Raw genomic sequence first — 26,091 nt, forward strand, 5'->3', positions numbered from 1 at the left:
GCCCGCACCGTCCGTGCTGCTCGAGTCGTACGGCGGAGAAGACCAGGAGCCGTTCCATGTCCGATGAGATCACGCTGCGCCCCGTGACCGCCGACGATCTCGACCTGTTCGAGCGCGAGTTCGGCGGACCGCAGGGGGTCGGCCCGTACCAGTGGTTCGGCTTCGGCTCACCGGCCGGCCTGCGCCGCCGCTTCGCGGAGACCGGCCTGCTCGGTTCGGACGGCGGGGTGCTCTCGGTCGCCGAGGCGGGCGTGACGGTGGGCCGGGTCGAGTGGTTCCCCGGCAGTTGGGGGCGGCCCGACACGTCCGCCTGCTGGTCCCTGGCGATCGGCCTGGTGCCCGCCGCGCACGGCCGGGGCATCGGCACCCGGGCCCAGCGGCTGCTGGCCGAGTACCTCTTCGACCACTCCAGGGCCGAACGGCTCCAGGCCTGGACGGACTGCGCCAACCTGGCCGAGCAGCGCGCGCTGGAGAAGGCGGGCTTCGTCCGGGAGGGCGTGCTGCGCTCCGCCCAGTGGCGCGCCGGACGTTGGCACGACCAGGTTGTTTTCTCGCTGCTGCGCAGTGAGCGATCGGGGGGTGAACCACAGTGAGCACGACGGCGTTACGGTGCGGCTTGCCTCCGGGTCATTGCCCGGCGGCCGGCCCCCGGTCCGCGTCGGACGGGTCACTGAAGGCAGCCCTCAGGCGATCCTCCTGCTGCACCGAAAGGTCCGAGCGCATCAACTCCATGGCGTGTCCCTCGAACGCCTTCGCCACGGTGTCGATTTCGGCGTCGGTGCTCAGCAGCACAAGTGCCGAGGTCCCCAGCGTCATGTCACCTTTCACCGACTCGATCATCGAGCTGTCGATGCCGGCCTTGCTCAGCTTCTTGGCGAACGAGGAGGCCCTGCTGCCCTCGTCGGTCACGTGTTCCTGCACCTGGGGCCCCGCCGCGTACTGCGGCCAGCGGATCACGGCGACATCACGCACATCGATGAGATCCTGACCATCCAGCTGCTTGACCCTGAGGACTGCGTCATCGGCTCCTTCGGTACCACTGAACCGCCATGCCGTCGTTGACATGGAGCCGCTCCTTCCGCCGGGCCGGATGGTTCCGGCCGTGCTCTTGGCCAGTGCGAGTGACCGCAGCAGCCGGCTGACCCAGGCGGCTGGTGGCCATGTCCGGTTCTCCGCGGGGCTGTCGGTGCCGGTCGTCCCAGGCGCTGCCCCCGCCCGTCCAGGCTAACCCGCCATGTCGGGCGTTTCACCTGAGGCTGTCACGGCCGGAGCCGGTGCCCGCGCCCACGGCTGCGGTGGCAGGAGGGGCAGCACCGGGTGGCACTGCGGCGTGACGGGGTGTTCGGGGCGGGGGGAAGTTGGGCTTCGGCGACGGTGATGAGGGCGTCGGTGCGGGAGATGACGGTGGTGTACTGCACGTCGGCACGGGTGTAGCCGCCTTGGGCGGTCTCTCGCATGAAGTCGGATCCGGCGGTGAAGTCGACCGCTGCGGGCAGCGTGGCACCGAGCAGCGCGGAACCGGCGGGCACCGCGCTGATCAGCGGGAGCAGACCGTAGGCGTGGACTCCCCGGCTGGCGGGTTCGAGGCCGACCATGCGGTGGACCTTGGTATCGCCGCCCAGCCGGTTGATGTAGTAAAGCGGAAGTAGGCCGCCCTGGGAGTGGCCGACCAGGTCCGCGGTCCGGGCTCCGGTGGCGGCCAGCACGGTGTCGACGAAGCCGGCCAGCTGCCTCGCCGAGGTGCGCATCGGCCCGGTCTGCTGGATCGGACTACCGGGCGTGCCACCGTAGTTGAACACGTAGACGCAGTACCCGTCGGCGGCGAGCCGGGGTGCGAGCCGGGACCGGTTCGCATCGCTGTCCTCGACGGTGCCGTTGACCAGGACCACCGGTCGCGGACGGGCCGGCGTCAACCGGCAGGCCGCGTCGTTGACGCCCTGCGGGAGCGCGGCGGGATGACGCAGCGAATACGCGAACGCACTCAGCCAGTTGTCCTGGACCGGCCCGTAGGAGGGCCCGCCGACCTGCGTGGCGCCCGCTGCCGCAGCTGCCCGGGAGGCGACCAGGGACAGGTCCTAGGCCGGCACGCACGAGGAGGTGTCTGCGGTACGTCATCACGGCTCCGGCTGCGCGAACTGATCACTGGTTGAATCCAGCTCGTTGCCAAGAGTGGCGACAGTTGCGCCCGGGCACGGCGAACGTGCCCGGGCGCGGGGGAGTGTGCGGCTGGACTCAGAAGCTGAGCAGGCCGATGGCGTGGCCGTCGTGGTCCACCACCGGCCACGCGTCCAGACCGCGGGAGCGCATGGCGGCGGCCGCTGTGCTGGCGGGCAGGTCGGCGGTGGCGAACGGGGCGCGGTCGAGGACGATGTCGCGCACCGCGGTGCGCTCGGTGTACCAGGACCGGGCCTGGAACGGCGCGAGGTGCAGGCGGGTCAGCAACCCGGCGCAGCGGCCGTCGTCGTCACGGACCAGGACGTGGTCCGCGCCGGAGCTCTGCAGGATGTCCATCGCCGTGTCGACCATGACATCGTCGCTGATCTGCAGCTCTGGGCGTTTCATGAGGTCGCCGACCGTGGCGGTGGGCACGGGGCGTTCGAGGGTGATGGTCATGGACGGACTCCTTCGCGTCTCTGTTGCCGGTATCGGCGGTGATCAGGGCGTCGGAACTAGGCGGCGAGTGCGACGCGCCTGGGCGCCGCGCGGCGGGAGCCGTTGGCGGTCTGCGGGTTGCGGCCGGCGTGGGCGGGACGGCCGCGGCGCTTACGGCTCGCGGACGCGCTGCGGCGGGGCCGTTCGACGACGGGGTCGGCGATCACGACGGGGATACCGGTGGGGACGCGGGCGCCGGTGATCCGCGCGAGTTCCTCGTCGGTGGAGTGGACCCGGGCGGAGGCGGGGGTGATGCCGGCGGCGGCCGTCAGGCGGGTCATCTCGCGGCGCTGATTGGGCAGCACCAGGGTGACGACGGTGCCGGACTCGCCGGCTCGGGCGGTGCGCCCGCCCCGGTGCAGGTAGTCCTTGTGGTCGGCCGGCGGGTCCAGGTTGACGACCAGGTCGAGACCGTCGACGTGGATGCCCCGGGCGGCGACGTTGGTGGCGATCAGCGCGGTCACCTGGCCGGTACGGAACTGCTCCAGCGTGCGGGTGCGCTGCGGCTGGGACTTGCCGCCGTGCAGCGCCGCCGCCTTCACCCCGTTCGCGAGCAGGTACTCCACCAGGCGGTCCGCGCCGTGCTTGGTGTCGATGAACATGATCACCCCGCCCTCGCGGGAGGCGATGTGCGCGATCGCCGCGTCCTTGTCCCGGCTCTGGACATGCAGGACGTGGTGCGCCATGGTGCTCACCGTCGCGGCCGAGGGGTCCACCGAGTGGGTGACCGGGTCCTTGAGGAAACGGCGCACCAGCCGGTCGACGTTGCGGTCCAGGGTGGCGGAGAACAGCATCGTCTGGCCGCCCTCGGCGACCTGGTCGAGCAGCTCGGTCACCTGCGGCAGGAAGCCCATGTCCGCCATCTGGTCGGCCTCGTCCAGCACCGTGATGCCGACCCCGTCGAGCTGGCAGTCACCGCGCTGGATCAGGTCCTTGAGCCGCCCGGGCGTGGCCACCACGACCTCGGCTCCGCGGTTCAGCGCCTGCGCCTGGCGGCCGATCGACATCCCGCCCACCACGGTCGCCATCCGCAGCCGCACCGCGTGCGCGTAGGGCGTGAGCGCCTCGGTGACCTGCTGCGCCAGCTCGCGGGTGGGCACCAGCACCAGGGCCAGCGGCCGGCGCGGCTCGGCACGCTGCCCGGCGGTGCGGGCCAGCACGGCGAGACCGAACGCGATGGTCTTGCCCGAACCCGTACGCCCACGGCCCAGTACGTCACGGCCGGCCAGCGAGTTCGGCAGCGTCGCGGCCTGGATCGGGAAGGGTGCGGTGACGCCCTGGCGGGCCAGCACCGACAGCAGTGCCTTCGGCATGTCCAGCTCGTCGAACGACTCGACGGCCGGCAGCGCCGGAGTGGTGCTCACCGGCATCGCGAACTCGCCCTGCGGGAAGGAGCGCTGACGTCCCCCCTGGCCCGAGGACCGCCCGGCGCCCCCTGACGGGGCACGGTGGAAGGCGCTGCCGCCGGAGCGAGAGCCCGCGGTGGCGCGGGAGTTGGCGTTCTGGTACGAGGAGCGACTGGAGCGAGTCATACGAAGACCTTCCTCAGGGCGGCACGTCACGAGGAAGGCTCCGCAGCGCGGGGCGCCGGCGGAGACCGCAAGGGAACGGGCCAGAAGTGTGACAGGCGAAGCGTGGACGGAGAACCGTGCGGCACGTCACCTACGGTCGGCGCTCACCGAACGGGCGGGAGCGGAGACCTCGAACCGTGAGCTGTCACGGCAGGGCGCCGATCCGCACGCGGCGCTGTGCGTCTCGCGTGGGGATGGCCGCCGGTGGCGGAGCCAGGGGGGCCTCAACGGCCGGAGGATGCGTTGTGGCGCAATGCCGAGGGGCCCGCACCGGGCGTGTACGCGGTGCGGGCCCCTCGCTGCTAGGCGGGTGCCATGGCAGAAGAACTACAGCGGACGAATGTTCTCGGCCTGCGGGCCCTTCTGGCCCTGCGTGACGTCGAACTCGACCTTCTGGCCCTCGAGCAGCTCACGGAAGCCGTTGGCGTTGATGTTCGAGTAGTGGGCGAAGACGTCGGGGCCGCCACCCTCCTGCTCGATGAAGCCGAAGCCCTTTTCCGAGTTGAACCACTTCACAGTGCCATTAGCCATAAAGAAATCTCCTTCAAGGGGCTGTCCGAAGCGCGCACAGTGCGGGCTTCGAGTCGCCGCGATGAGCGCCCACCCGGGGAAGAGCCGGGAAACAGAAATGCGCCTGCGAAATACATCAGCAGGCGCACACAAAGTTCATGGGAACCACTACTGCAACTAACACGACTGTAGCAGTCCCCGGCCCGCTGCGGTGGAATATTTCACCCCTGGTTTCGCAGGGGCTCAGTCCAGGGCCGCCGCCCCCGAGTTACCAGGAACAGCGACGCGCCGTGTGCCCGAGATGGTTGACGACGGACCGGGTTGGTGTCAGCGCGGTGCAGTACGGTCTCTGACGACATGTCATTTTGGTTCGAGGGAGCCGAGGTTCGCATGGCCAAGGCGCAAGTTCCGGTGACAGCCGCGATAGTGCTGGCGATCGCCGTCCTGGCGGGGTGCTCCGCCGGCGGCTCAGTCACGCACACCGACCCGACCACGGTGGCCGAGCCCCCGTCGGCCGCCGACCCGGCGGTGCCCGGCGTGACCTCCGCAGGCCCGTCGCCCAGCGCGGCTTCGACAAGCTTCCCGCCGGCGGCGACGCCTGCCCCGGATACTGCGAGTACTGCGAGCGCGGATCCGTCGGTCGTCCTCGGAAGCGTCCTCAAGACGTATCTGCCCACGGCGACAAGCCTCCCGCCGGGCTGGGCCCTCGACACCACCGACAGTGACGAGCAGGAGTCGGACAGCGGAGCGCAGGTCCTCTCCAGGAGCTCGGTGCTGGGGCTTCCCACGGCGCAGTGCAGCCTCCTGAGCAACATGAACGTGCTCGACGGCTACGCGGCGTACGCCACCGTCGAGGTGGAGGACACGGGCGGCAAGTACCACGCCCAGGTGACCGTGGCCTCCTTCAGCACCGGCGGTGCGGCGAACCAGCTGGCCGTCATCAGGGCCTTCATGGCGCGCTGCCCCTCGTACGTGGCCAGTGGCATGGGCGCCGGCGGCAGTGACGTCCAAGTGCTCCTCACCGCCAAACCGGTGGTCGGGCTGGGTGACGAGGGCCTGGACGTCAAGATCCTCCCGCAGGGGGGCTACGTGGGCAACGAGACGGTCCTGGTCCGCATCGGCGATCGAGTTCTGTCAGTCCGCTGCGCCGCCGATCGCGCGGGCCAGTTCCCTGACGTGACATCGCTGGCGCGGCAACTGGCCAAATCCGTCAGGTAGTCACGCCTTCGCCGCTCGACGGGCGCTCAGCGGTTCCGGGCGGTACTGGTGGAACGGTCCGGTCAGGCGCTTGAGCTCTCGTCCTGATGCGGTGCGGGGGCGGGCGTGGGAGTTTGGTCTATCGGGGGTGGGCGACCGTGCGGAGCGGCCGTCCGGGACGCGGCGGCGTAGCAGTCGCCGGGTCGTCGAACCGGTTCGGAGGTACCCGATGGCCGTGTCGATGGGAGTCGAGGAGGAGTTCCACCTCGTCGATGTGCAGAGCCGGATGCTGGTGGCACAGGCCCACGAAGTGCTGGACCGCCTGCCGGACCGCGGCTTCGCCGCCGAGTTCCAGCAGTCGGTGGTCGAGTCCAACAGCGGCGTGCACGTCTCGCTGGAGGCGCTGCACGCCGACCTGATCCGGTCCCGGCGGATCCTGGTCGAGGCGGCCTCCGCGCTTGGTCTGGCGGTCGTCGCGGCCGGCACCGCGCCACTGGCCCGGATGGGGTCGGTGGACGCCACGCCGGACCCCCGGTACCTGCACATGGCCGACGAGTACCGCGTGTTGGCCGACGAGCAGCTGATCTGCGGCGCGCAGTTCCATGTGGACGTGCCCGACCGCGACACGGCGGTCCGCGCGATGTGCGTGGTCTCGCCCTGGCTGCCCACCCTGCTGGCGCTGTCCGCCAGTTCGCCCTTCTGGCTCGGCGCGGACACGGGCTACGCCAGTTGGCGGACCTTACTGTGGCAGCGCTGGCCGACCACCGGCCCGGTCGGCTGCTTCGACTCGGCGGCCGACTACGACGCGGCCGTGACGGGGCTGGTGCGCTCCGGGGTGATCAGTGACGCGGGGATGGTCTACTACGACATCCGGCCCTCCGCCCACCAGCAGACCCTGGAGCTGCGGGTCTGTGACGCCTGCCCCCGGGTGGAGACGGTGGTGATGATCGCCGGGCTGTTCCGCGCGCTGGTGGTCGATGCCTGCGCGGCCGTCCGGGGAACCGGCTGCTGTCAGCACGCCCGGCAGCAGTGGCTGCGTGCGATGACCTGGCGGGCCGCCCGCTCGGGGCTGCACGGCGACCTGGTCGACCCGGCCACCGGGTTGGCGAGGCCGGCCCAAGCCGTGGTCCGGTCGCTGCTGGCGCGGCTGCGGCCGGTGCTGGAGGAGTTCGGCGACTGGGAGGTCGTCTCGGGGCTGGCGGCGGAGACGCTGGGCAGGGGCGACGCCGCCCACCAGCTGCGGCGGGTCGCCGTCGACGGCGGCCTGACGGCGGCTGTCGACTTCCTCGCCGCCCGCACCCGCGCGCGGACCAGCCGCAGGGCTCTGCCGGCCCGCCACCGGCAGCACCAGGCCGCCCGGCTCGCGACCCGCCGACCGGGCGTTCCGCCGCACCGTACGGGCCGGACGGCGGCCGCCGCCGGACCGCCGTTCGAGGGCGGCTGCGACCCGGTGGCGGCCGCCCTCTGCCCGCTCCCGTACCACCGCCCGAACGGGGGTGAGGCGGCATGTGCGGGCTGAGCGGAGAGGTCCGCTTCGACGGCGGGCGGCCCGACCGGGCCGCCGTGGAGCGGATGACCGACCGGCTGGCGGCTCGCGGGCCCGACGGCCGGGGGCTGTGGTCGCAGGGTGCCGTGGCGCTGGGCCATCGGCGCCTGAAGATCATCGAGTTGTCGGAACGCGGCGCCCAGCCGATGACCGACCCCGAGAGCCGGCTCACCGGCGTCTTCAACGGCTGCGTCTACAACTACCGTGAGCTGCGGAGCGAACTGCAGGGGCTGGGGCACCGCTTCTTCTCCACCTCCGACACCGAGGTGCTGCTCAAGGCGTACCGGCAGTGGGGGACGGCGTGCGTCGAGCGCCTGTTCGGCATGTTCGCCTTCGCCGTGGCCGAGCTGGACACCGGCCGACTGGTGCTCGGCCGCGACCGGCTCGGGATCAAGCCCCTCTACCTGGCGCAGCGCGCGGACCGGCTGCGCTTCGCGTCCTCGCTGCCCGCACTGCTCGCGGGCGGCGGGGTGGACACCTCCGTCGACCCGGCCGCACTGCACCAGTACCTGACTCTGCACGGCGTGGTGGCGGCGCCGCGCACCGTGCTCGCCGGGGTGCGCAAGCTCCCGCCGGCCACCGTGCGGGTGGTGGAGCCGGGCGGCGCTCAGCACGACCGGTGCTACTGGCAGCCGTCCTACAGCCGTCGCCCCGAGCACGCCGACATGGACGCCGCCGACTGGCGGGACGCCGTGCTCGACGTGCTGCGTACCGCCGTGCGGCGCCGCACGGTGGCGGACGTGCCGCTGGGCGTGCTGCTCTCCGGTGGGCTGGACTCCAGCCTGATCGTGGCGCTGCTCGCCGAAGCGGGCCAGCACGACCAGACCACCTTCAGCGTGGGGTTCGAGGCGGAGCGTGGTGAGCAGGGCGACGAGTTCAGGTACTCGGACCTGGTGGCCAGGGAGTTCGCCACCGATCACCACCAGATCATGGTTCCCTCGGACCGGCTGCCGATCGCGGTGGACCGGGCGGTGGCGGCCATGAGCGAGCCGATGGTCAGCCACGACGTGGTCGCCTTCAACCTGCTGGCGGAGCAGGTCTCCAAACACGTCAGCGTCGTGCAGAGCGGGCAGGGAGCCGACGAGATCTTCGCCGGGTACCGCTGGCACCCCGCGCTGGCGGCCGTGCCGCGCGAGCGGGAGCCCGAGACCTTCGCCCAGGTGTTCTTCGACCGGTCGCACGCCGAACTGGGCCGGATGCTCCAGCCGGAGCTGCTGGCGGACCGCGACGTCTCCGGCGACCTGGTCCGCGCGCACATGGCGCCCGCGGGGGCCGAGACCGCCCTGGACGCGGCCGTGCGGCTGGACACCCACGTCCTGATGATCGACGACCCGGTCAAGCGGGTCGACAACATGACCATGGACTGGGGTCTGGAGGCGCGGGTGCCGTTCCTGGACCACGAGCTGGTCGAGCTGGCCGCCGCCTGCCCGCCGGAGCTCAAGCTCGCCCACGGGGGCAAGGGAGTCCTCAAGGACGCGGCCCGCAAGCTGCTGCCGCGCGAGGTGATCGACCGGCCCAAGGGCTACTTCCCGGTACCGGCGATCCGCCGGATGGCTCCGCCGGTGCTCGACCGGATCCAGCAGGCCCTGTCGGCTCCCGAGGCCCGGTCCCGGGGGATCTTCCGGGAGTCCTACCTGACCGAGCTGCTGGCCGCACCGGACGCCCACCGCACGGGGCGCGGGGCGAACGCGCTCTGGCAGGTGGCCCTGCTGGAGATGTGGTTGCAGTCCCACGGGATCAGCTGAGCGGGCGGCGGACGGTGGTGGACCAGCGGGCCGATCCCGGGGCCCCGGCGCAGACGGTTCCGCTGGCCGTGGCCCTCCCGCAGGCGCCCGGCACCCGGGAGGGCCACAGCCAGGTGACCGCCCACGGCTGCTGGTACCCGTCGGCGGACCCCACCGGCGCCCGGGTGGCCTTCATCTGCAACCGCGGCGGCGTCCCGCAGCTGTGGACGGGATCGGTGGACGGCGACGACGTGCACCTCCTGGACACCGGGCTCGACCCGGTCATCGAGGTCTCCTGGTCCCCGGACGGCCGCTGGATCGCCTACACCACCGCCCCCGGCGGCGGCGAGCACACGCGGGTGCTCTGCGTCCGGCCGGACGGCAGCGACCGCCGGGTGCTGGCCGGCGCCGTGCCGGGCAGCACCGCCTACCTCGGCCGCTGGACCCGCGACGGCTCGGCCCTCGCCCTCACCGCCACCGATCCGCCGGCCGGCTTCCCCGACCAGGAGCGCGGCGGCGGCCCTCCCGCGCCGTACCAGGCACCCCCGAGCGAGTGGGCCGGCCACGGTGGTGGCGCCGGCCGCCCGGTGCGGCTGGGCGGCGCCCACCGCGGTGAGGTCGGGACGCCGGCCGCGGACGGTGGACCGCCGGGGGCGGCACCGGTCTCGGCCGCGCTGCGCCCGCCGAAGCCGGCCCCGTACCAACCGGCCCCCGAGCCGCATCTCACGGGCGGCGGCCTGGCCGCCTACCTGGCCGATCCGGCCGGAGTGCGGCCTCCTGAACTCATCGCCACCGAACCGGCGGGCGCCACGCTGAGGGTGTGCGACACGACCCCGGACGGCCGGCTCGTCCTGCTGCTGCGAGGGCCGCGCGGCGCGCGTCAGGCCGTGGTGCTGCGGACCGGCACCCGCGAGACGGCCTGCACGGTGCCGGTGGCCGACGGCGATCCCTGGATCGGCCGGTTCTCGCCCGACGGCCGCACGCTGTACCTGCGCAGCGACGCCGACCGCGAGTTCGCGGCGCTGGTCACCGTCGAGCTCGCACCGGACGGCGCCGCTCTGCGCCGGCTGGTGACCGCACAACGCGACGACGCCGACCTGGAGTTGCTGTCGGTGCGGGACGACGGGCGCAGTGCCGTGCTGGCGTGGAACGTCTACGGCCGCAGCGAGTTGGAGACCATCGTGCTGCCCGCCTCGCCCGGCAGCGCGGACGGCGGCCGCTCCCCGTTCGAGCTGCCCCCGCTGGAGCTGCCGCTGCGTGCGCTGCCCCTGGCGCACGAGGTGGTGACCCGGATCAGCCCGGCCGGCCCGACGGGACTGGCGCTGGCTTTGTCAGGTTCGCTGCGCCGGCCCGGCGTCTGGCACCTGGCCGACGGCAGGTCGCCCGTCCGTACGCCGTGGTCCTCGCGCGACGCGGACGCCGTCGCACCCGGCCGCCCGCCGGTGCGGCCCGAGCACCTGCGGCTGCGGGCCCGCGACGGGCTGGCGCTGGCCGGCTGGTACTACCGGGCCCCCGGCCGTGACCCCGGCCGTGACCCCGACCGCCGGGCTCCGTGCGTCGTCCATCTGCACGGCGGGCCCGAACAGCAGGAACGGCCGGTGTTCGACCCGCTCTACCACGAGCTGCTCGGCCGTGGCCTGGACGTCTTCGCGCCCGACGTCCGCGGATCGCTGGGCGCGGGCCGCTCCTTCGTCAACGCCGATCTCGGAGCCGGGCGGTTCGCGGCGATCAACGACGTCGCGGACTGCGCGACGCACCTGGTCACCCTCGGACTCGCCGACTCCCGGCGGCTGGCCGTGATGGGGCACTCCTACGGCGGCTACCTCACGCTGGCCTCCCTGGTCTGGCACCCGGAGCTGTTCCGCACCGGTGTCTCGGTGTGCGGCATGTCGGACTTCCTGACCTTCTTCGCCGGCACCGAGCCGTGGATCGCCCGCTCGGCCGCCGCCAAGTACGGCCATCCCGAGCGGGACCGGGACCTGCTGCACGCGCTGTCCCCGATGAGCCGCATCGACGCGCTGCGGGTGCCGCTGCTGGCCGTCCACGGCGAGCACGACACCAACGTCCCGCCGGGCGAGTCCGAGCAGATGGTCCGGGCGGCCCGGCAGCGGAGGATCCCCGCCGAACTGCTGATCCTGCCCAACGAGGGCCACGAGTTCATGCGCACGCGCAGCCGGGTCCTGTTCCGCCGGACCGCGGCCTCCTGGATCGAACGCCACCTCGCGGGCTGACCGCCGTCGGGCCGCTCCGAGCGCCCCATGACCGTGGGCCAGGTCACCTTGGAGCCCCCCGCCGGGCAGGGTTGCCGGTGACGGTGCTCACGCGCGGATCCGGACTACTACGGCGGGTCGTTGGCAGCCGGGGGCCGGCCGCTGTCATGGTTTCCGGTGATTTAGGCGTTTAGCCACCATTTATGCCGTTTTGGCTGATCAGCGGGGTGGCGGACCGGGCGCCGGGGTGGTGGTTTGGGGCCTGGAGGCGGGGGTAGCGGGTGCCGGTGCCGGATGCCGTCGAGGTGGCGGGTCTACTACCGGAGCTCGTATCAGGGGGTCTTGGCGAGGGGTTCGGGGCCCGCTAACAATTGGCCAGGTCGCCAGCTGCGGCAGCCGGTCCCCTCGGTGGGGCCAGGCGGTCGCGGATCCGGCGCAGGGCTCGTGTTCATGTCGCGGGTCCACCCGGCGCTTCTCCCCGCCACCCGGTCAGGTCTGGTGCCCGACCGGGTCCGGTGCGGGAGTGCGGCGCCGCCCCCGTCCCCCAGTGATTGGCTCCTTCATGCCCGCGTTCTCCTCCCGTATGCGCAAGTCCGCCGCCCTGCTCGTGTCCGCCGCCGGTCTGGCGGGTCTCGGTGCCGCTGTCGCGCCGAGCGCCGCGTACGCCGACACCCCGCAGCAGATCGCGGCGAGCATCGTTCCCGCCGACCAGCTGGCCTCCTTCGACCAGATCATCAGCCACGAGAGCAGCTGGAACGTGACGGCGACGAACCCCTCCTCGGGGGCGTACGGGCTGGCGCAGGCACTGCCGGGCAACAAGATGGCCTCGGTGGGCAGCGACTGGGCGACCAACCCGACCACGCAGATCAAGTGGGCGCTCCAGTACATGGACAGCACCTACGGCAGCCCGAACCAGGCCTGGACCTTCTGGCAGGCCCACAACTGGTACTGATCCACCAGCGCTCCGAAGGGGCCTGGCAGGCGCACCCGCGCCCGCCGGGCCCCTTCGTGCCCCCGAACCGGACTGCCGTAACGATTCACCCGGGAGAGTGGTTTGAGACTGCCTCAACGGTCCGGATCATCTGGGCGTGGTCACATCACATCGGCGCGGATTCGCCGGGCCTTGTTCGAAGGGATGGTTGCGGGGTGTCGGCACAGCGGATACGAATCATCTCTTTCAAACGGCGTGCGTTGAGCAGGAGTTGGGCCCATCGGGCGCTCGCGGACCCGACCCCGGCAGGATGCCTTCAGGGGCCGGAACCGGATGGCCGCATCGGCCCGGCGAACCAGGCCCGCGCACGATGCGCCTCCTGATCGACCACGGCATGGCCAGGACACCGACCCGCGAACGCCGACAGGAGGAGCACGATGCCGTCATCGCCGCTGCCTGATGTCGCCGCCGGGGTGCCCGCCCAGCCCGGTCCCGCCGGGGCGCGTCCGGTCAGCCGGCTCCTCCTCGAAGCCCGCGAGGCGATCACACCCGTCCTGCGCGGCATCGTCGACGACCTCCCCGGCGAGCTGCGCCGGGTGGCGGGCTACCACATCGGCTGGTGGGACGCCGAGGGCCGGCCCACCTCCAGCGCGGGCAAGGTGATCAGGCCCGCGCTGACGCTGGCCTGCGCCCGCGCGGCGGGCGGCGCCGCCACTCCCGGCGTGATCGACGCCGCGGTCGCGGTCGAACTGGTCCATGACTTCTCCCTCCTGCACGACGACGTGATGGACAACGACACGACCCGTCGTCACCGCCCTGCCGCGTGGTCCGTCTTCGGCGTGGACCGGGCGATCCTCACCGGCGACATGCTGCTGGCCGCCGCCATCCGCCGCCTCTGCGGCACGGACCTCGTTTTGGTCCTCGCCGACGCGGTCCTGGAGTTGGGCACGGGCCAGTGTGCCGACCTGGCCTTCGAGCGGGTGTCCGAGGTGAGCCTCGCCGAGTGCCTGGCCATGGCGGAGGGCAAGACCGGTGCGATCCTGGGCGCTGCCTGCGAACTCGGCGCGCGAGCCGCGGGTGCCGCCGCGTCGGCCGCCCTCGACTACCGCACGTTCGGCCGCCAACTGGGCGTGGCCTTCCAGATCGTCGACGACTCCCTCAGCATCTGGGGTGATCCGCTGCGGACCGGGAAGCCGACCGGCAACGACCTCGCGGCCCGCAAGAAGTCCCTGCCGGTCGCCGCGGCCCTGATGTCGGACACCGCCGCCGGGCGTGAGCTGGCCGGGATCCTCGCCACCACCCGCGAGTTCGACCAGGCCACCACCGCCCACGCGGAGTTGCTGGTCGAACAGGCCGGAGGCCGCGCCTGGGCCGCCGCCGAGATCAACCGCCGCATCAGCACGGCCTTGCACGCGCTCACCGACGCCGCGCCGACCGCCGGCGGCGGGGCCGAGCTGCGGGCCGTCGCCACCCTGATGACCAGCCGGGACCACTGACCCCGCACGCGCCTGCGGCGCGGGGTCGGCCGTGGGGAAGGAGCTGCTACTGCTCAAGTCGGCCAGCACGGGAACACTTTGGCTGGGGTTCACTCGATCGGATGATGGCATGGCAGGGACCTGACATCCGGCCTCCGGGTCCCTAGCGTGATCGGAGATCACCGGCGGTCTGCTCCTGGCCCGCTGTGGCGGCTGTTTCGGAGCAACGCGAACGGAGTGGGACATGGTGAGAGCGACTGTCGACTACGACCTCGTGATAGTCGGGTCGGGTCCGGCGGGTGCGACGGCGGCCCGGGCCGCCGTCCGAGGCGGGCTGAGCGTCCTCCTGGTGGACAAGAAGCAGGAGTTGGGCTCGCCCATCCAGTGCTCGGGGGCCGTCAGCGCCAACGCGCTGAAGGAGGTGGAGGTCCTCCCGGCGGACGAGTTCGTGGTGGAGCCGGTGTACGGGTTCAAGGCGTACGACGCCACCGGGGTCTCGGAGACGGTGGACTACCGTCCGTACCGGTCCGAGCCGATCGGGTACGTGGTCGACCGCCGCAGGTTCGACCGCCACCTGGCCGCACTCGCCGAACTGGCGGGCGTCGAGCTGTGGTTGAAGACCGAGGCGACGGGGCACACGCCCCGCCCGGACGGCACCACCGAGGTCCACCTCAGCCGCCTCGGCCGTCCGGTCTCCGTCACCGCGCACGTGGTGGTCGGTGCGGACGGGGTGCAGTCCCAGGTGGGCAAGTGGGCCGGCATCCAGACGCGGATCAAGCTCAGGGAACTGGCCTCGTGCTTCCAGCTCGTCGTCGAAGGGGTCGAGACCAGCGGCCTGCTGGAGATCGTCACCGGCGAGCGGTGGGCGCCGGGCGGCTACGCGTGGATCTTCCCCAAGGGGCACGGCCGCGCGGAGGTCGGTCTCGGGGTCGCCCGGACCATGACCGAGCGGGACGCGCGGTGGCATCTGGACCGGTTCATGAACGAGTCGTTCCTCGCCGACCGGTTGAAGGGCGCTCGGATCATCGAGGTGCAGGGCGGCGGAGTGCCGCTGGCGGCACCGCTCAGGCGGCAGGCCGCCGACCACATCGTGCTGATCGGTGACGCGGCCCGCCACGTCAACCCCATCACCGGGGGCGGGATCCACACGGCGCTGCGCGGCGGGGCCATCGCCGGCGCGTTCCTGGCGGACTTCCTGGCCGGAGACCTCCCGCCCACCGCCGCACACCTGGAGGGCTGTCACCAGCGCTGGCTGGCGGAGCTCGGCGACACCATGTGGAAGCTCTACGACCACAAGACCGCCATCTTCCGCGAGCGTGACCCCGCGCGCCGCGACGCCCTGCTCTACGCGACGATGACCAGCTACTTCCGTCCCGACTCCGAGTACCGGAAGATCTGACCGGCCGCTGCCCGGTCCGGTCGAACGAAGCAGAGGACTGATCCGATGTCCCAGAGCGCCATGGTCTTCCAGGTCAGTTGGAACGCGTGCATCCAGTGCGGGGCCTGCGTCGCGGTGTGCCCGAAGGAGGCCGGGTTCACCACGCCCTTCGACACCATCGCCACCGACACCCCCTGCGACATCGCCTGCATGGCCTGCGAGAAGGTCTGCCCCGTCACCGCCATCGACTCCCGTCCCGCGACACCGCAGGAGCAGGCCGAGCTGCCCGCCGTCCCGCAGATCTCGCTCCGCTGACGGCGGGCGGAACAACGCCGTGAACCGTGTTCGCCAGGCCCTCGACCGGCCTGGGCCGACGATCCGGTCCCAGCTCACGCCGTGGCTCGTCTGGTCGAACCTCCTGATGGCCGGCAGCGCGGCGGGCTGGGTCCTGTGCACGGCGTCGGTCGTGGGCCTGCCCGTCGATCCGGCCGTCGTCGCCCTCGCCTTCGTGCTGACCGCCGTGTTCTACCTGCGCGACCGGATGGCGCCGGCGGAGCAGAGCGCCGACCGCTTCACGATGCCCGAGCGCACCGGCTGGCTGGTGCGCCACGCGGCGGCGCTGCGCCGGCTGGGGCGGGTGCTCGGCACGCTGGCGGCGGTCGCGGTGCTGCTGCGACCGGCGAGCCTGCCCTGGCTGCTGGGCGGACTGGGCCTGTCGGTCAGCTACACGGTGAAGTGGATTCCCCGTGGCGGCGGACGGATCGCCTGGAAGCAGCTGCCGGCCGCGAAGGAGGTCCTGGTCGCGGCGCTGTGGACCAACCTCACCGTCTTCGTCCCGGTGGCCGTGGCCCACGGGTCCTGGGACCGGCGGGTCGTGCTGACCGCCTCGGCGCTCTGGTGCCTGATCGCCACGCAGATCCTCGTCAACGACCTGCGGGACGTCGACGAGGACCGCCGGCGGGGCACCCGGTCGCTGCCCGTGCTGGTCGGCACCCGCGCGGCCCGCCTGGTCGGTTGCCTGCTCTGCGGGACCGCCGGGTTCAGCGCCTACCTGCTCGACAGTCCCGCGCTGATCGTGGTGTCACTCGCCACTCTGGTCACCGCGGTGGGCTACCGGCGCGAGCACGACCCGCGCTGGCGGCCGTGGATCGAGAGCCAGGGCGTGATCGCGGCCGCCCTGGTCGTTCTCAGCTGAGCTGTCATCTCTCTGTACGAATGGCGTACCCACAGGTAACTTACTCGGCAGTCAGGAGTGTGACCCGCCTCACGACTTCGGGGGAGCCATGTCCAGAAGACCTGTTCGGAGCCTAGCCATCGCCGCCGTCGCGGCCATGACGTTGGCCGCCGCCCCGTGCGCCTCGGCCGCGACGACAAACAGCACCACGGGCGATCCGTTCTCCACCTACAACGGGAGCGCCCCGCTCTCCTCGTTCGCGCCCGGCACCGTGCTGAAGACGCGCACGCTGCAGTACCACATCGAGGGCATCGCCACGCCGGTCACCGCGATCCAGCTGCTCTACCGCACGACCGACGCCCAGGGGCGACCGGCCGCGAACGTGACCTCGGTGGTGCGCAGCATCACGGGCAACAGCACGAAGGCCGTGTCCTACCAGTCGTTCTACGACTCCCTGAACCCGCAGGACGAACCGTCCCGGGCCATTGCCGGGAACGTGACCCTGGGCGGCACGATCGCCAACTTCGAATCCGCGGCCCTCTCGGCGCTGCTGCTGCAGGGTGACAACCTCGTCATCCCGGACACCGAGGGCCAGTCGGCGGACTTCGCGGCCGGACCGGAGTACGCCTTCAACACCCTGGACTCGATCCGGGCCGCGACCAACTCCCCGCTGACCGGCCTCAACAGCGCGACCGAGTTCGGGCTGATGGGCTACTCCGGCGGCTCCATCGCCACCGACTGGGCGGCGGCCCTCGCCCCGGGCTACGCGCCCGACGTCAACCGGAAGCTCGTCGGCTTCGCCGAGGGCGGGGTGCTCGTCGACCCGGCGCACAACCTGCAGTACGTCAACGGCTCCCTGGTCTGGTCCGGCGTCATCCCCATGTCGATCATCGGGGTCTCCCGTTCGTTCGGCATCGACCTGACGCCGTACCTGAACAGCTACGGTCTCCAGATCTACGACCGGCTGCAGAACGGCTCGCTCCTCGACGCGCTCGGCCACTACCCCGGCCTGACCTGGCAGCAGATGGCGAAGCCCCAGTACGCCGACCCGGACTCGGTGGGCCCGTTCGTCGAGGCGGTGAACAGGATCAACCTGGGCTCGGCCCCCACCCCGACCGTCCCCGGCTACATCGCCCAGGGTGACGGAGGCGTGCTGGAGGGAACCTTCGCCGATCCGGCCGGCATCGGTACCGGCGACGGCGTCATGGTCGCCGGGGACGTGCGGGCGCTGGCCGACCAGTACTGCGCGACCGGCAACAGCTCGATCAGCTACGACCAGTACGACCTGCTCAGCCACCTCGGAACGGCGCCGGTATGGGCGCTCAAGGCGGGGTCGTGGCTCAACGACCGGTTCGCGGGCAAGCCGGCCCCGTCCGACTGCGGACAGATCCCGGCGGGCAACTCGCTGGCGCCGGAGCGGACGGTTCCCCCGTCCTGACACGCTGACCCAACACCGCTCGTCGGACGGGCAGTTGCAGTGGGTCGAGCACCCGGGTGCGCACGGTGGCAGACGTGCCTAGGCTGGCTGGTAGGGAGAGAACCGAGCGGGGGCGGATCTGCTCGATGGGTCATGCCTCCGAACGCCGGTACACGGCCGAGAGGAGATCCCTGCTATGGCGAAGGTACTGTTCATCGTCAGCGGAGCCACCTACTGGGTGCTGAAGGACGGCACGCGGCACGCGACGGGATACTGGGCCGAGGAGTTCGCGAACCCGTACAAGATCCTGACGGACGGGGGTCACGAGGTCGTCGTCGCGACGCCGAACGGCGTGACCCCGAACGTCGACATGATGAGCCTGCGGCCCGAGATGGTGGGCGGCAACGAGATGGCCCTCGAGTTGGAGGCCATCATCCGGTCCGCGGAGACGATGCGCCGGCCGCTGCGGCTGTCGGACGTGCGCCTCGAGGACTACGACGCGGTGTACTTGCCGGGCGGCCACGGTCCGATGGCGGACCTGGCGCTGGACGCCGATGTCGGACGGCTGCTGACGCAGCAGCTGGCCTCGGGCAACCCGCTGTTCATCGTGTGCCACGGCCCCGCCTCGCTGCTGGCCACCAGGATCCACGGCGAGTCGCCGTTCAAGGGCTACAACATCACGTGCTTCACCAATGAGGAGGAAGAGGGCGTCGGGCTGGCCCCCAACGCTCCGTGGCTGCTGGAGACCGACGTCAAGGAGAAGGTCGGGGTCAACTTCACCCGTGGCCCGATCTGGGAGCCGTACATGGTCGAGGACCGCAACCTGGTCACCGGGCAGAACCCCGCGTCGGCGGCGGTGCTGGGGGAGCGGATGCTGGAAATCCTCAAGTGACGCGGTCCCGGCGACCGCCGGGACAGGCCCTGCCCAGGCTGGCGAGGATCTGGAAGACGGTCCCGGTCGCGGCGCCGTAGGCGAGGTGGGGGCCGAGATCGGCCGCGAGGGTCTTGGCGTCGTACTTCCAGATGGGCTCGTAGAGCCCCGCGATCGGCAGGGTGACGTAGTCGCTGATCCACACGAGCGCGCTGAACGGCACGCCGTAGACCGCACAGGGCTTGCGCACCGAGCCGGCGAGTACGCCGTAGAGCGCCCCGTAGGCCGCGCCGTACGACCAGTGCATGAACGTGCTGACCGGCCAGGCCGCGGCATCCGGGAGTTCGCGCTGGGTGAAGCCCTCGATCAGGCGCTTGCCGACCTGTCCGGGATCCGGAGCCTCCTGCCAGGTGCGGACGGGAGCGAACTCCCAGCGCAGCGCACTGCGCTCACCGCCGGACCGGCGCTGCCGCAGGAACCGGACGGTGTCCATGCACGCGGTGCCGACCAGGCCGGCGGCCAGACCTGAAGCGATCGCGCCGAGCGGAGTCAACTGTTTCGGAGTGCGCATGCTGCATCGCTCCTGCCGGTCTTGGCGATACGGGGCCGGTCCGCGCGGCGTCGCGCGAGCGGGCGACACCGGCATCTCCTCGTAGGCATGCTGGCATGCGGGCCCTCACGGCACCATTCGGAGCGCCGGCCTCAGTGCTCGGTGCCGTCGTAGATCCGCAGCAGCACCTGCTGGACGGTGTCCGGGTCGGCCGGGCCGCTGACCTGCAGCAGGTAGTTCTCGTCGTACCAGGTGCACAGGGTCCGGTCGGCGTGCTGGTCCTGGTAGCACGTGGTGGTGCCGGCGATCCTCAGCCGCGGGTGGGTGAGCGTGGCGCCCTGCGGAGACGGGGCGTGGGCGGCGAGCCAGCCGCCCACCTGGCCGTGGTTGCGGGTCGTGGTCAGCGCCCAGAGGGTGGCGGTGCCCGGGGCGTCACCGTAGACACCCTGGCTCACGGTGGACAGCCCGGAGGAGAGCCCGGTCGTGGTGACGTCCGGATCGCTCGTCAGGTCGGTGGACGAGTCCAACCGGCGCTTCCCCTCGACCGTCTTCGGCAGGTTGATGTTCACCGGGTCGTGCCCGGTGCCCCGCCCGCCGCCGTGCGGGTCGTGCTCCAGGTACAGCAGCCCGAGCAGCACACCCAGCGCGACCACGATCAGCACGCAGCCCGGCAGACCGCCTCCCGAGCCGGCCCGGCCGGTGTCCCCCGTACCCATCGCAAGCCCCCGTCCCCTTCGTGTGACGGATCGTCAGACGGTGCCAGGTCCCTGTCCGGTTGCGACCGCCTGTCGTCGCGGCCGAACGTACGGTGCCTCATACCGTGAACGCCCCCGCCGCAGTGGTGATCAGGAGTCGGTCGACTGCTCGGCGGTCTGCTTGAGTGCCGCGAGCCAGGCGCGCAGCGAGCCTTCCAGCGCGGTGCGCATGCCGTCGGGGTCGGCGTCGACGGCCGGGCCCGCCCAGGATTCGAGCGTGCTGACCAGGACGCCGCCGTCGACCGGTCGGAACGTCCACACGTGGATGCCGTCGATGCCGTGGGCGTGGCCGCCCCACACGATCCGTTCCTGGGGGCGGAGTTCGGAGATCGTGGAGGAGATGGCCAGGCCGTGGCTCTGCCAGTCGAAGACCGTGCCCACGGCCAGGTCGCCGCGCGGCCGCGCGCTGGTGATGTCGCTGTGCCAGGTCGGCCAGGCGGTGATGTCGGTGTGCAGGGGCCACAGCGTCCCGAGTGGGGCGGCGATGGTGGTGCTGAGCTCGACGATGACGGGTGCTGTGCGGTCGATGTCCATGTTCTGTCCGTTCGGTTCCGGTTTCGGGTACTGGGGGAGAAGGGGCCGGGTACGTGACCACGCCGTGGCCGCCGGCGCCGTGGTCGTTCGGGAAGCTGACGGCATGTTGGTAACGATGCGCGTGGCCGAACCGTTCGTCTTTCCTGGCGGCTGGGCCCTTTCTCGGGGGTGGCCCCCTTGTGAAGGTGCGTCACCTTGCTGTGATCTGATGCTGGGTGTCGGCTGACCGTCGGGGGTTCGGACCGAGCCGGGGAACCTGGGTGGAACCTGATGGGCGGTCGGTTCGTCCATGAACTGACCGAAACATCGTCGGAAGGAGTTCACGTGGCCGGGTGGATACGGAAACGCATGGTGTTCCAGACAGCGGGGGTGCTCGTCGCGCTGGCTGCCGCGGCGGCGCCGTCCGCGCCCCTGACCTTTGCCTCGCCGGTGGCATTCGGTGCGCCCGCGGCCGCTTCGGGCGGGGCGACGGCGGCTGGGCAGCCGTCGCTGGACGGTGGTGGCCCGCGGGTTCTGCCGCAGCCGCCGGGGGCGGAGGTGGGGTCGCCCTTCGCGGCGCCGACCGCCGTGCTGCCGACCGGGGCGCCGAGTGCCGGACCGGTGTCGCCGGTGGTGTCGCTGTCCGTGGGCGGAGCCCAGTTGCCGGCCACGGTGTTCGCCGCCTACCGCAACGCCGAGGCTTCGCTGGCCGGCACCGATCCCGGCTGCCACCTGCCGTGGCAACTGCTGGCCGGCATCGGCCAGGTGGAGTCGGGCCAGGCCGACGGCGGTCGGGTCGACGCCTCCGGCACGACGTACACGCCGATCCTCGGGCCGGCGCTGGACGGGACGAGCGGCTTCGCCGCGATCCCGAACGCCGACGGCGGGACCTACGACGGCGGCGGTTCCTGGGCTCGGGCCGTCGGTCCGATGCAGTTCCTCCCCTCCACCTGGGCGGTGTGGGGCGCCGACGGCAACGGCGACGGCAAGGCCGACCCCAACAACGTCTGGGACGCGGCGCTGGCTGCCGGCCGCTACCTCTGTGCGGACGGCCGCGACCTGTCGGTGCCGGGCCAGCTCGACAAGGCGGTCCTCGGCTACAACAACTCCACCGACTACCTCAGCACGGTGAAGAGTTGGATGGCTTACTACCAGACGGGTGCCACGACGGTGCCGGACCTGTCGGCCACGCCTGGCCCGGTGGCCGCCGTGCCGACCGGGTCCGGGGCGTCCGGGGCGTCCGGTACATCCGGATTGTCCCTGGTGCCCGCCACGGCGGCGGTGCCCACGGCCGCGCCGTCGCCCACAGCCGTGCCCACAGCGCAGCCGTCCGCCGCCGCGTCGCCGACGGCCGGACCGACCGCTGGACCCACGGCCGGACCGACGGCCTCGCCGACCGCCTCGCCCTCGCCGACCGCGAAGCCGTCGCCCACGGCCACCGCCTCGCCGTCGCCCAGCGCGACGCCGTCGCCCACGGCCAGCGCGACGCCGTCGCCCACGGCCAGCGCCTCGCCGACGGCCACCCCGAGCCCGACGCCGACCGCCTGCCCGTCCCCGACGGCCGGTGCGTCCGCGTCCGCGTCCGCGTCGGCGTCCGCCTCCCCGAGCCCGTCGGCCTCGGCCTCGCCGACGGCCTCGTCGTCGCCGAAGCCGTCCGCGACCCCGGGCTCCCCGGCGCCCTCCGGCACCCCCTCGCCGGGCTGTGAGTCACCCTCGCCCACCGCCGCCGCGCCGACGAGCTCCCCGAGCCCGTCGCCTTCCGCGACCGCCAAGTGAGCGAAGCGCCGGGCGCCGCGGGCAACGACTCGCGGCGCTCGGTGCCGACCTGATGCGGCGGTTTCACTGGACGCTCGTTCGTGCACTCCTGGGGTGCGGGGTTCGTAGGTGACGTCGAGTCAACTTGTGATGATATGCGGACAGTCGACCGGAATTGGACTGTGTGCCACCGCCCATTAACCAGTACCTATGGCACATGCGTTCTCCGCTTCCTGCCCCGGCCCCCGAAACGCACCCACCCAGGATTCGGCACCGCCCCCCGCTCGAACCCGGCATGCTCGCCAGTCCGAGGTACCGGGTGCTCGGTCCGCTCGAAGTACGTCGCGACGGTCAACCGTGCACACCCACCGCCCTCAAGCGCCGCGCCCTGCTGGCCCTGCTGCTGCTCCACGCCAACGAGCCGCTGTCGGTGACCGTGCTGATCGACGAACTCTGGGACTGCCATCCGCCCAGGTCCGCGACGGCCACCCTGCAGATGTACGTCTCCGGGCTGCGCCACACGCTCGACCCCGACCACCGGTTCGCCGGCCGGGACCCCAGGCAGCATCCGGTGCTGCGGACCGAGGGCTCGGGCTACCGGCTGCGCGCGCGGCCCGGCGAACTCGACCTCGACCACTTCCAGGCGCTGGCCGGGCTCGGCCGCTCCCAGCTGCAGTCCGGCCGGTGCGCGGTGGCCGGCGCGAGCTTCCGCGGCGCGCTGGCGCTCTGGCGGGGGACGCCGCTCGGCGATCTCGGTGAGGCCGCGCTGCCCTCGCACTACCGGGTCCGGTTGGAGGAGGAGCGGCTCGCGGTGGTGCACGACCGGATCGGTGCGGACATCTGCCAGGGCCGCAGTCGCGAAGTGATCGGCGAATTGGAGGAGTTGTGCGCCCGCTACCCGCTGCGCGAGGCCTTCCACGAGCAACTGATGCTGGCGCTCGCCCGCACCGGCCGGTGCGCCGAGGCACTGGGCGCGTACGCGCGGGCCCGCCGTACGGTCGTCGAGGACACCGGGATGGAGCCGGGCCCAGCACTGCGCGCCACCCAGCGGGCGCTGCTGGACGGGCACTGGCCGAACGACACCCGGCACGAGCGGTGTCGCCCGGCGCCGCCCGCACAGCTAGCCGTCTGAGTCGTAACCTTCCCCGGCGATCCGCCAGTTGAGGCGTCGGCGGAAGTAGATCAGTGGCTCGCCGTCGTCCAGCACGCAGTCGGCCGCCTCGCCGACCAGGATCGCGTGGTCACCGTGCTCGAACACCCGGCGGGCCACGCAGCGCAGATAGACCGGGACGCCGAGCAGTCTGGGGACCGCGCCGTCCCACTCCCAGGGCGGCGCGGCGAACTTGTCCTCGCCGCTGCCCGCGAAGACCTCGGCGAGCCCGGCGTCGGTGTGCCCCAGCAGGTGCACGCCGAACGCCCTGCCCGGGCCCAACTCCCGGCCGGTGCGCGAACTCCTGGACAGGGCCAGCAGGACGGAGGGCGGGCGCACGCTGTACGAGCAGATCGAGGAGACGAGCAGCCCGCACGGGCGTCCGTCCGCCCGCCGCGCGGAGACCACGGCCACGCCCGACACCAGTCGCGACATCGCCTCGGTGAACTGGCCGGCCAGTTCGGGCGCGGTCGCCTGCTGTACCTTCATCCGCCCAGTCCCTCCGTCCGGTCGCTCACCGGTCCTCGCCCGGTCCGTGCTGGTCGCTGTCGCTGTCGCTGCCGGTGGAGCCGTCCTGGCCCGCGGCCCGCAGGCAGGCGTCCCGGTGCGAGCGCGCGTCGGGGTCGTCGGTGGCGGTGAGCACCGCCTCGAAGTCGGCCGCCGCCTGGGCGAACCGGCCGGCCGCCTGGTGGACCATGGCCCGGTTGAACCGGAACTCCGGCCGGTCCGCGAGCTGGAGCGCCTGGTCGAAGTCGGCCGAAGCGGCAGCCAGGTCACCTGCGGCATAGGCCAGTTCGCCCTTGAGTGCCCAGGCCTCGGCCAGCTCCGGATCGCTGCGCAGCGCTGCGTCCAGCGCCTGCCCGGCTTCCTCGCCGGCACCCTGCTCGGCCAGCAACCGCCCGCGCAGGCAGAGCAGATGGGCGTGCTCGGGAGCGAGCGCGAGCCCGGCCTCGACGCCCTCCAGCGCGGCCTTGGCATCTCCCAGGTCGGCCAGCACGCCGGCGCGGTTGAGCAGCGCGTCCAGGTGCTCCGGTTCGAGCTCCAGGGTCCGTTCGAAGTCGGCCAACGCCCCTTCGAGATCGCCGAGTTCCAGCCGGGCGTCGCCGCGGTTGTAGTGCGCCTCGGGGAACGGCGGTTCCAGGCTGAGCGCCTTCTCGTAGTCGGCGATCGCCTCCTCGGTGCGGCCCAGCCGGCGCAGGATGTTGCCCCGGTTGAAGTAGTGGTCGGAGAAGTCGTCGTCCGCGCCGATGACTTCGGCGTAGTCGTCCAGCGCCGCTGCCATCCGCCCGCTCATTCCGTTCACCTGGGCCCGGTTGTAGCGCAGGCCGACCCGGTGCCAGGTGTGCTCGCCGAGACCCAACTCCTGGTCCAGCCGGGCCATTCCCTCGTCCAGCAGGCGCAGCGCCACCTCGGGGCGCTTGGCCCGCACCTCGACCAGGGCCAGGCCGTTGCGGTTGAACACCGAGTAGAAGGCGCGTTCCTTGGGGTCCGGCAGCAGCGCGGCGATCGCGATCGACTGGTTGACCCAGGCCCGGGCCAACCGCTCGTCGCGCTGCGGCTCGGGGTAGTGGCGGGCGTAGAGCATGCCGGTCTCGTAGGCGAGCTTCATGTGGACCACCGGGTCGAGCGAGGTGCGGCGCGCCTCGTCCTGCACGGCGAGCGACTCGTCGGCCCGGCCGGCCGCCGCCAGGCAGACCTCGGTGTCCCGGGTGAAGACCCACCACAGCTCGGGCTGCTCCTCGGCGCTGACCAACGCGCGTCCCTGCTCGGCGAGTTCGGCGGCGGTGTGGTAGAAGCCCAGGTACTTGCACCGGGTCTGGGCGAAGCGCAGCGCGGCCAGCCCGGCGCCGCCCGGGTCGCCGCCGCGCATCAGGTGGTACGGGATGGCGCCCAGTCGAAGCGAAGGCTCCTCGAGCGCCGCGAGTTCGGCGGCCCGGCGGTCGTGCAGCGCCGCGCGTTCGGTGGGGTCCAGCCGCAGGTAGGCGGCGGTGCGTGCGGGGTCGTCGTCGGCGCCGTCCGCGTCGACGTGCGCGCGGGCGAGCTCGGCCGTCCGTTGCCGGTCGGCCTGGTGATGATCCGTCAGATCACCGGCCGAACCGGCCGCGGTGACCTGGGTGACCTGGGTGGTGTGGGCGGCGAGGGCGGCCGGCAGCGAGACGGAGACCGGGCCGGGCGGGTCCAGCAGCGGCTCGACTCCGGTGCCGACGACCAGGGTGAGCAGCTCGGCGGGGATCCGCCGGAGCGCCGCGGCCAGGAACTCCTGGTCGGTGACGTCGGAGTGCTGCACGTTCTCGACCACCAGGGTGCGGGGGCCCGCGCCGAGGTCGGTCAGCGCGCTGAGCAGGAAGTCCACCAGTCCGTGCGAGACCCGCAGCGAGTGCAGCCGCGCCGGGTACCGGCTGACCTCGGCCGGTCCGACCGTCGACTGCTTCTCCAGGACCCGCACGATCGGCGGCACCAGGTCGGTCAACTCCGGTGTGCTCTCCTGGAGTTCGACGTAGTGGCGGGCGGCCAGCGCGGGCCGGCGGCGCAGCGCGTCCGGAGCCAGCAGCCGAAGCAGCGTGCCCGCCGCGGTGTACGGCCCGCGCAGGTGCCGGTGCGCGTCCACGACGGCGAGCACGGGGGGCAGTTCGAGGCCGGCGCGCAGCCGGTCGCGGTCGGCGCGCAGCGGCGCCGAGATCCAGTAGTGGCCGCGCATGGTGCCTGCCTTTC

At 72.3% G+C, this 26,091-nt stretch carries 25 protein-coding genes and 1 pseudogene; 14 read left to right on the forward strand and 12 right to left on the reverse strand.

The window, feature by feature from the left end; genetic code table 11:
* The first annotated feature begins 56 nt into the window (after positions 1–56).
* On the forward strand, positions 57–593 hold the full coding sequence (locus OG403_RS27885) for a GNAT family N-acetyltransferase (RefSeq protein WP_329569023.1): 537 nt from the start codon (positions 57–59) through the stop codon (positions 591–593).
* 34 nt (positions 594–627) lie between these two features.
* On the opposite strand, the gene OG403_RS27890 is transcribed toward OG403_RS27885, so the two are convergent.
* The 5 genes from OG403_RS27890 to OG403_RS27910 form a co-directional block, all read right to left on the reverse strand.
* Entirely contained in the window at positions 628–1,065 is a 438-nt protein-coding gene (locus OG403_RS27890; protein WP_329569024.1) for a DUF1269 domain-containing protein, read from the reverse strand.
* Between the two features lie 194 nt (positions 1,066–1,259).
* Positions 1,260–1,913, reverse strand: coding sequence for an esterase/lipase family protein (locus OG403_RS27895; protein WP_329569025.1), 654 nt, complete (start codon positions 1,911–1,913; stop codon positions 1,260–1,262).
* Positions 1,914–2,232: 319 nt separating this feature from the next.
* Positions 2,233–2,613 carry a CBS domain-containing protein gene (locus tag OG403_RS27900; RefSeq protein WP_329569028.1) on the reverse strand — a complete coding sequence of 127 codons (381 nt, stop codon included), beginning with the start codon at positions 2,611–2,613 and terminating at the stop codon, positions 2,233–2,235.
* 56 nt (positions 2,614–2,669) lie between these two features.
* The gene (locus OG403_RS27905; RefSeq protein ID WP_329569030.1) at positions 2,670–4,184 is read right to left on the reverse strand and encodes a DEAD/DEAH box helicase; all 1,515 of its coding nucleotides are present in this window, start codon (positions 4,182–4,184) and stop codon (positions 2,670–2,672) included.
* 366 nt (positions 4,185–4,550) lie between these two features.
* Positions 4,551–4,754: a cold-shock protein gene (locus OG403_RS27910; protein WP_045694210.1), complete on the reverse strand. Its 204-nt coding sequence runs from the start codon at positions 4,752–4,754 to the stop codon at positions 4,551–4,553.
* A 390-nt stretch (positions 4,755–5,144) separates the two neighbouring features.
* Between OG403_RS27910 and OG403_RS27915 the strand changes: the two genes are divergently transcribed.
* The 11 genes from OG403_RS27915 (at position 5,145) to OG403_RS27965 (ending at position 18,677) form a co-directional block, all read left to right on the forward strand.
* Positions 5,145–5,951, forward strand: coding sequence for a hypothetical protein (locus OG403_RS27915; protein ID WP_329569053.1), 807 nt, complete (start codon positions 5,145–5,147; stop codon positions 5,949–5,951).
* A gap of 208 nt (positions 5,952–6,159) precedes the next feature.
* Complete coding sequence (locus OG403_RS27920; RefSeq protein ID WP_329569055.1) at positions 6,160–7,449, forward strand: carboxylate-amine ligase; 1,290 nt, start codon at positions 6,160–6,162, stop codon at positions 7,447–7,449.
* Entirely contained in the window at positions 7,437–9,221 is a 1,785-nt protein-coding gene (locus OG403_RS27925) for an N-acetylglutaminylglutamine amidotransferase (RefSeq protein WP_329569057.1), read from the forward strand. The genes OG403_RS27920 and OG403_RS27925 overlap by 13 nt, the downstream gene beginning before the upstream one ends.
* The gene (locus OG403_RS27930) at positions 9,194–11,431 is read left to right on the forward strand and encodes an alpha/beta fold hydrolase (RefSeq protein WP_442911000.1); all 2,238 of its coding nucleotides are present in this window, start codon (positions 9,194–9,196) and stop codon (positions 11,429–11,431) included. The genes OG403_RS27925 and OG403_RS27930 overlap by 28 nt, the downstream gene beginning before the upstream one ends.
* Before the next feature lie 541 nt (positions 11,432–11,972).
* Positions 11,973–12,362 (forward strand): transglycosylase SLT domain-containing protein, encoded by a 390-nt coding sequence (locus tag OG403_RS27935; protein WP_329569059.1) that lies wholly within the window; start codon positions 11,973–11,975, stop codon positions 12,360–12,362.
* A 416-nt stretch (positions 12,363–12,778) separates the two neighbouring features.
* Positions 12,779–13,837, forward strand: a complete 1,059-nt coding sequence (locus OG403_RS27940) for a polyprenyl synthetase family protein (RefSeq protein WP_329569061.1) — start codon at positions 12,779–12,781, stop codon at positions 13,835–13,837.
* A gap of 223 nt (positions 13,838–14,060) precedes the next feature.
* Positions 14,061–15,215: an NAD(P)/FAD-dependent oxidoreductase gene (locus OG403_RS27945; protein ID WP_329569063.1), complete on the forward strand. Its 1,155-nt coding sequence runs from the start codon at positions 14,061–14,063 to the stop codon at positions 15,213–15,215.
* Between the two features lie 45 nt (positions 15,216–15,260).
* Positions 15,261–15,509 (forward strand): 4Fe-4S dicluster domain-containing protein, encoded by a 249-nt coding sequence (locus OG403_RS27950; RefSeq protein WP_329569065.1) that lies wholly within the window; start codon positions 15,261–15,263, stop codon positions 15,507–15,509.
* A 19-nt stretch (positions 15,510–15,528) separates the two neighbouring features.
* Positions 15,529–16,389: a UbiA family prenyltransferase gene (locus OG403_RS27955; RefSeq protein ID WP_329569067.1), complete on the forward strand. Its 861-nt coding sequence runs from the start codon at positions 15,529–15,531 to the stop codon at positions 16,387–16,389.
* 136 nt (positions 16,390–16,525) lie between these two features.
* Entirely contained in the window at positions 16,526–17,806 is a 1,281-nt protein-coding gene (locus OG403_RS27960) for a lipase family protein (RefSeq protein ID WP_329569068.1), read from the forward strand.
* 175 nt (positions 17,807–17,981) lie between these two features.
* Complete coding sequence (locus tag OG403_RS27965) at positions 17,982–18,677, forward strand: type 1 glutamine amidotransferase domain-containing protein (protein WP_329569070.1); 696 nt, start codon at positions 17,982–17,984, stop codon at positions 18,675–18,677.
* Here the strand turns inward: OG403_RS27965 and OG403_RS27970 are convergent.
* The 4 genes from OG403_RS27970 to OG403_RS27985 all read right to left on the reverse strand — a co-directional run bounded on the left by OG403_RS27970 (position 18,670) and on the right by OG403_RS27985 (position 21,145).
* The gene (locus tag OG403_RS27970; protein WP_329569071.1) at positions 18,670–19,227 is read right to left on the reverse strand and encodes a hypothetical protein; all 558 of its coding nucleotides are present in this window, start codon (positions 19,225–19,227) and stop codon (positions 18,670–18,672) included. The genes OG403_RS27965 and OG403_RS27970 overlap by 8 nt on opposite strands.
* A gap of 131 nt (positions 19,228–19,358) precedes the next feature.
* Positions 19,359–19,922 (reverse strand): hypothetical protein, encoded by a 564-nt coding sequence (locus OG403_RS27975; protein ID WP_329569073.1) that lies wholly within the window; start codon positions 19,920–19,922, stop codon positions 19,359–19,361.
* A gap of 129 nt (positions 19,923–20,051) precedes the next feature.
* Complete coding sequence (locus tag OG403_RS27980; protein WP_329569074.1) at positions 20,052–20,495, reverse strand: SRPBCC family protein; 444 nt, start codon at positions 20,493–20,495, stop codon at positions 20,052–20,054.
* Between the two features lie 320 nt (positions 20,496–20,815).
* On the reverse strand, positions 20,816–21,145 hold the full coding sequence (locus OG403_RS27985; protein WP_329572735.1) for a hypothetical protein: 330 nt from the start codon (positions 21,143–21,145) through the stop codon (positions 20,816–20,818).
* A gap of 259 nt (positions 21,146–21,404) precedes the next feature.
* Between OG403_RS27985 and OG403_RS36785 the strand changes: the two are divergent.
* Positions 21,405–21,467: pseudogene (locus tag OG403_RS36785) on the forward strand (hypothetical protein); the annotation flags it as partial.
* 155 nt (positions 21,468–21,622) lie between these two features.
* Here the strand turns inward: OG403_RS36785 and OG403_RS27995 are convergent.
* On the reverse strand, positions 21,623–22,246 hold the full coding sequence (locus OG403_RS27995; RefSeq protein ID WP_329572737.1) for a hypothetical protein: 624 nt from the start codon (positions 22,244–22,246) through the stop codon (positions 21,623–21,625).
* 278 nt (positions 22,247–22,524) lie between these two features.
* On the opposite strand from OG403_RS27995, the gene OG403_RS28000 reads away from it, so the two are divergent.
* Entirely contained in the window at positions 22,525–23,361 is an 837-nt protein-coding gene (locus OG403_RS28000; protein WP_329569076.1) for an AfsR/SARP family transcriptional regulator, read from the forward strand.
* On the opposite strand, the gene OG403_RS28005 is transcribed toward OG403_RS28000, so the two are convergent.
* Both OG403_RS28005 and OG403_RS28010 read right to left on the reverse strand, forming a co-directional pair.
* Positions 23,350–23,868, reverse strand: coding sequence for a flavin reductase family protein (locus tag OG403_RS28005; protein ID WP_329569078.1), 519 nt, complete (start codon positions 23,866–23,868; stop codon positions 23,350–23,352). The genes OG403_RS28000 and OG403_RS28005 overlap by 12 nt on opposite strands.
* Positions 23,869–23,893: 25 nt before the next feature.
* Positions 23,894–26,077 (reverse strand): tetratricopeptide repeat protein, encoded by a 2,184-nt coding sequence (locus OG403_RS28010; protein ID WP_329569081.1) that lies wholly within the window; start codon positions 26,075–26,077, stop codon positions 23,894–23,896.
* Positions 26,078–26,091: the final 14 nt, after the last annotated feature.

Origin of the sequence: Kitasatospora sp. NBC_01266 (assembly GCF_036242395.1) — a bacterium.
GTDB lineage: Bacteria > Actinomycetota > Actinomycetes > Streptomycetales > Streptomycetaceae > Kitasatospora.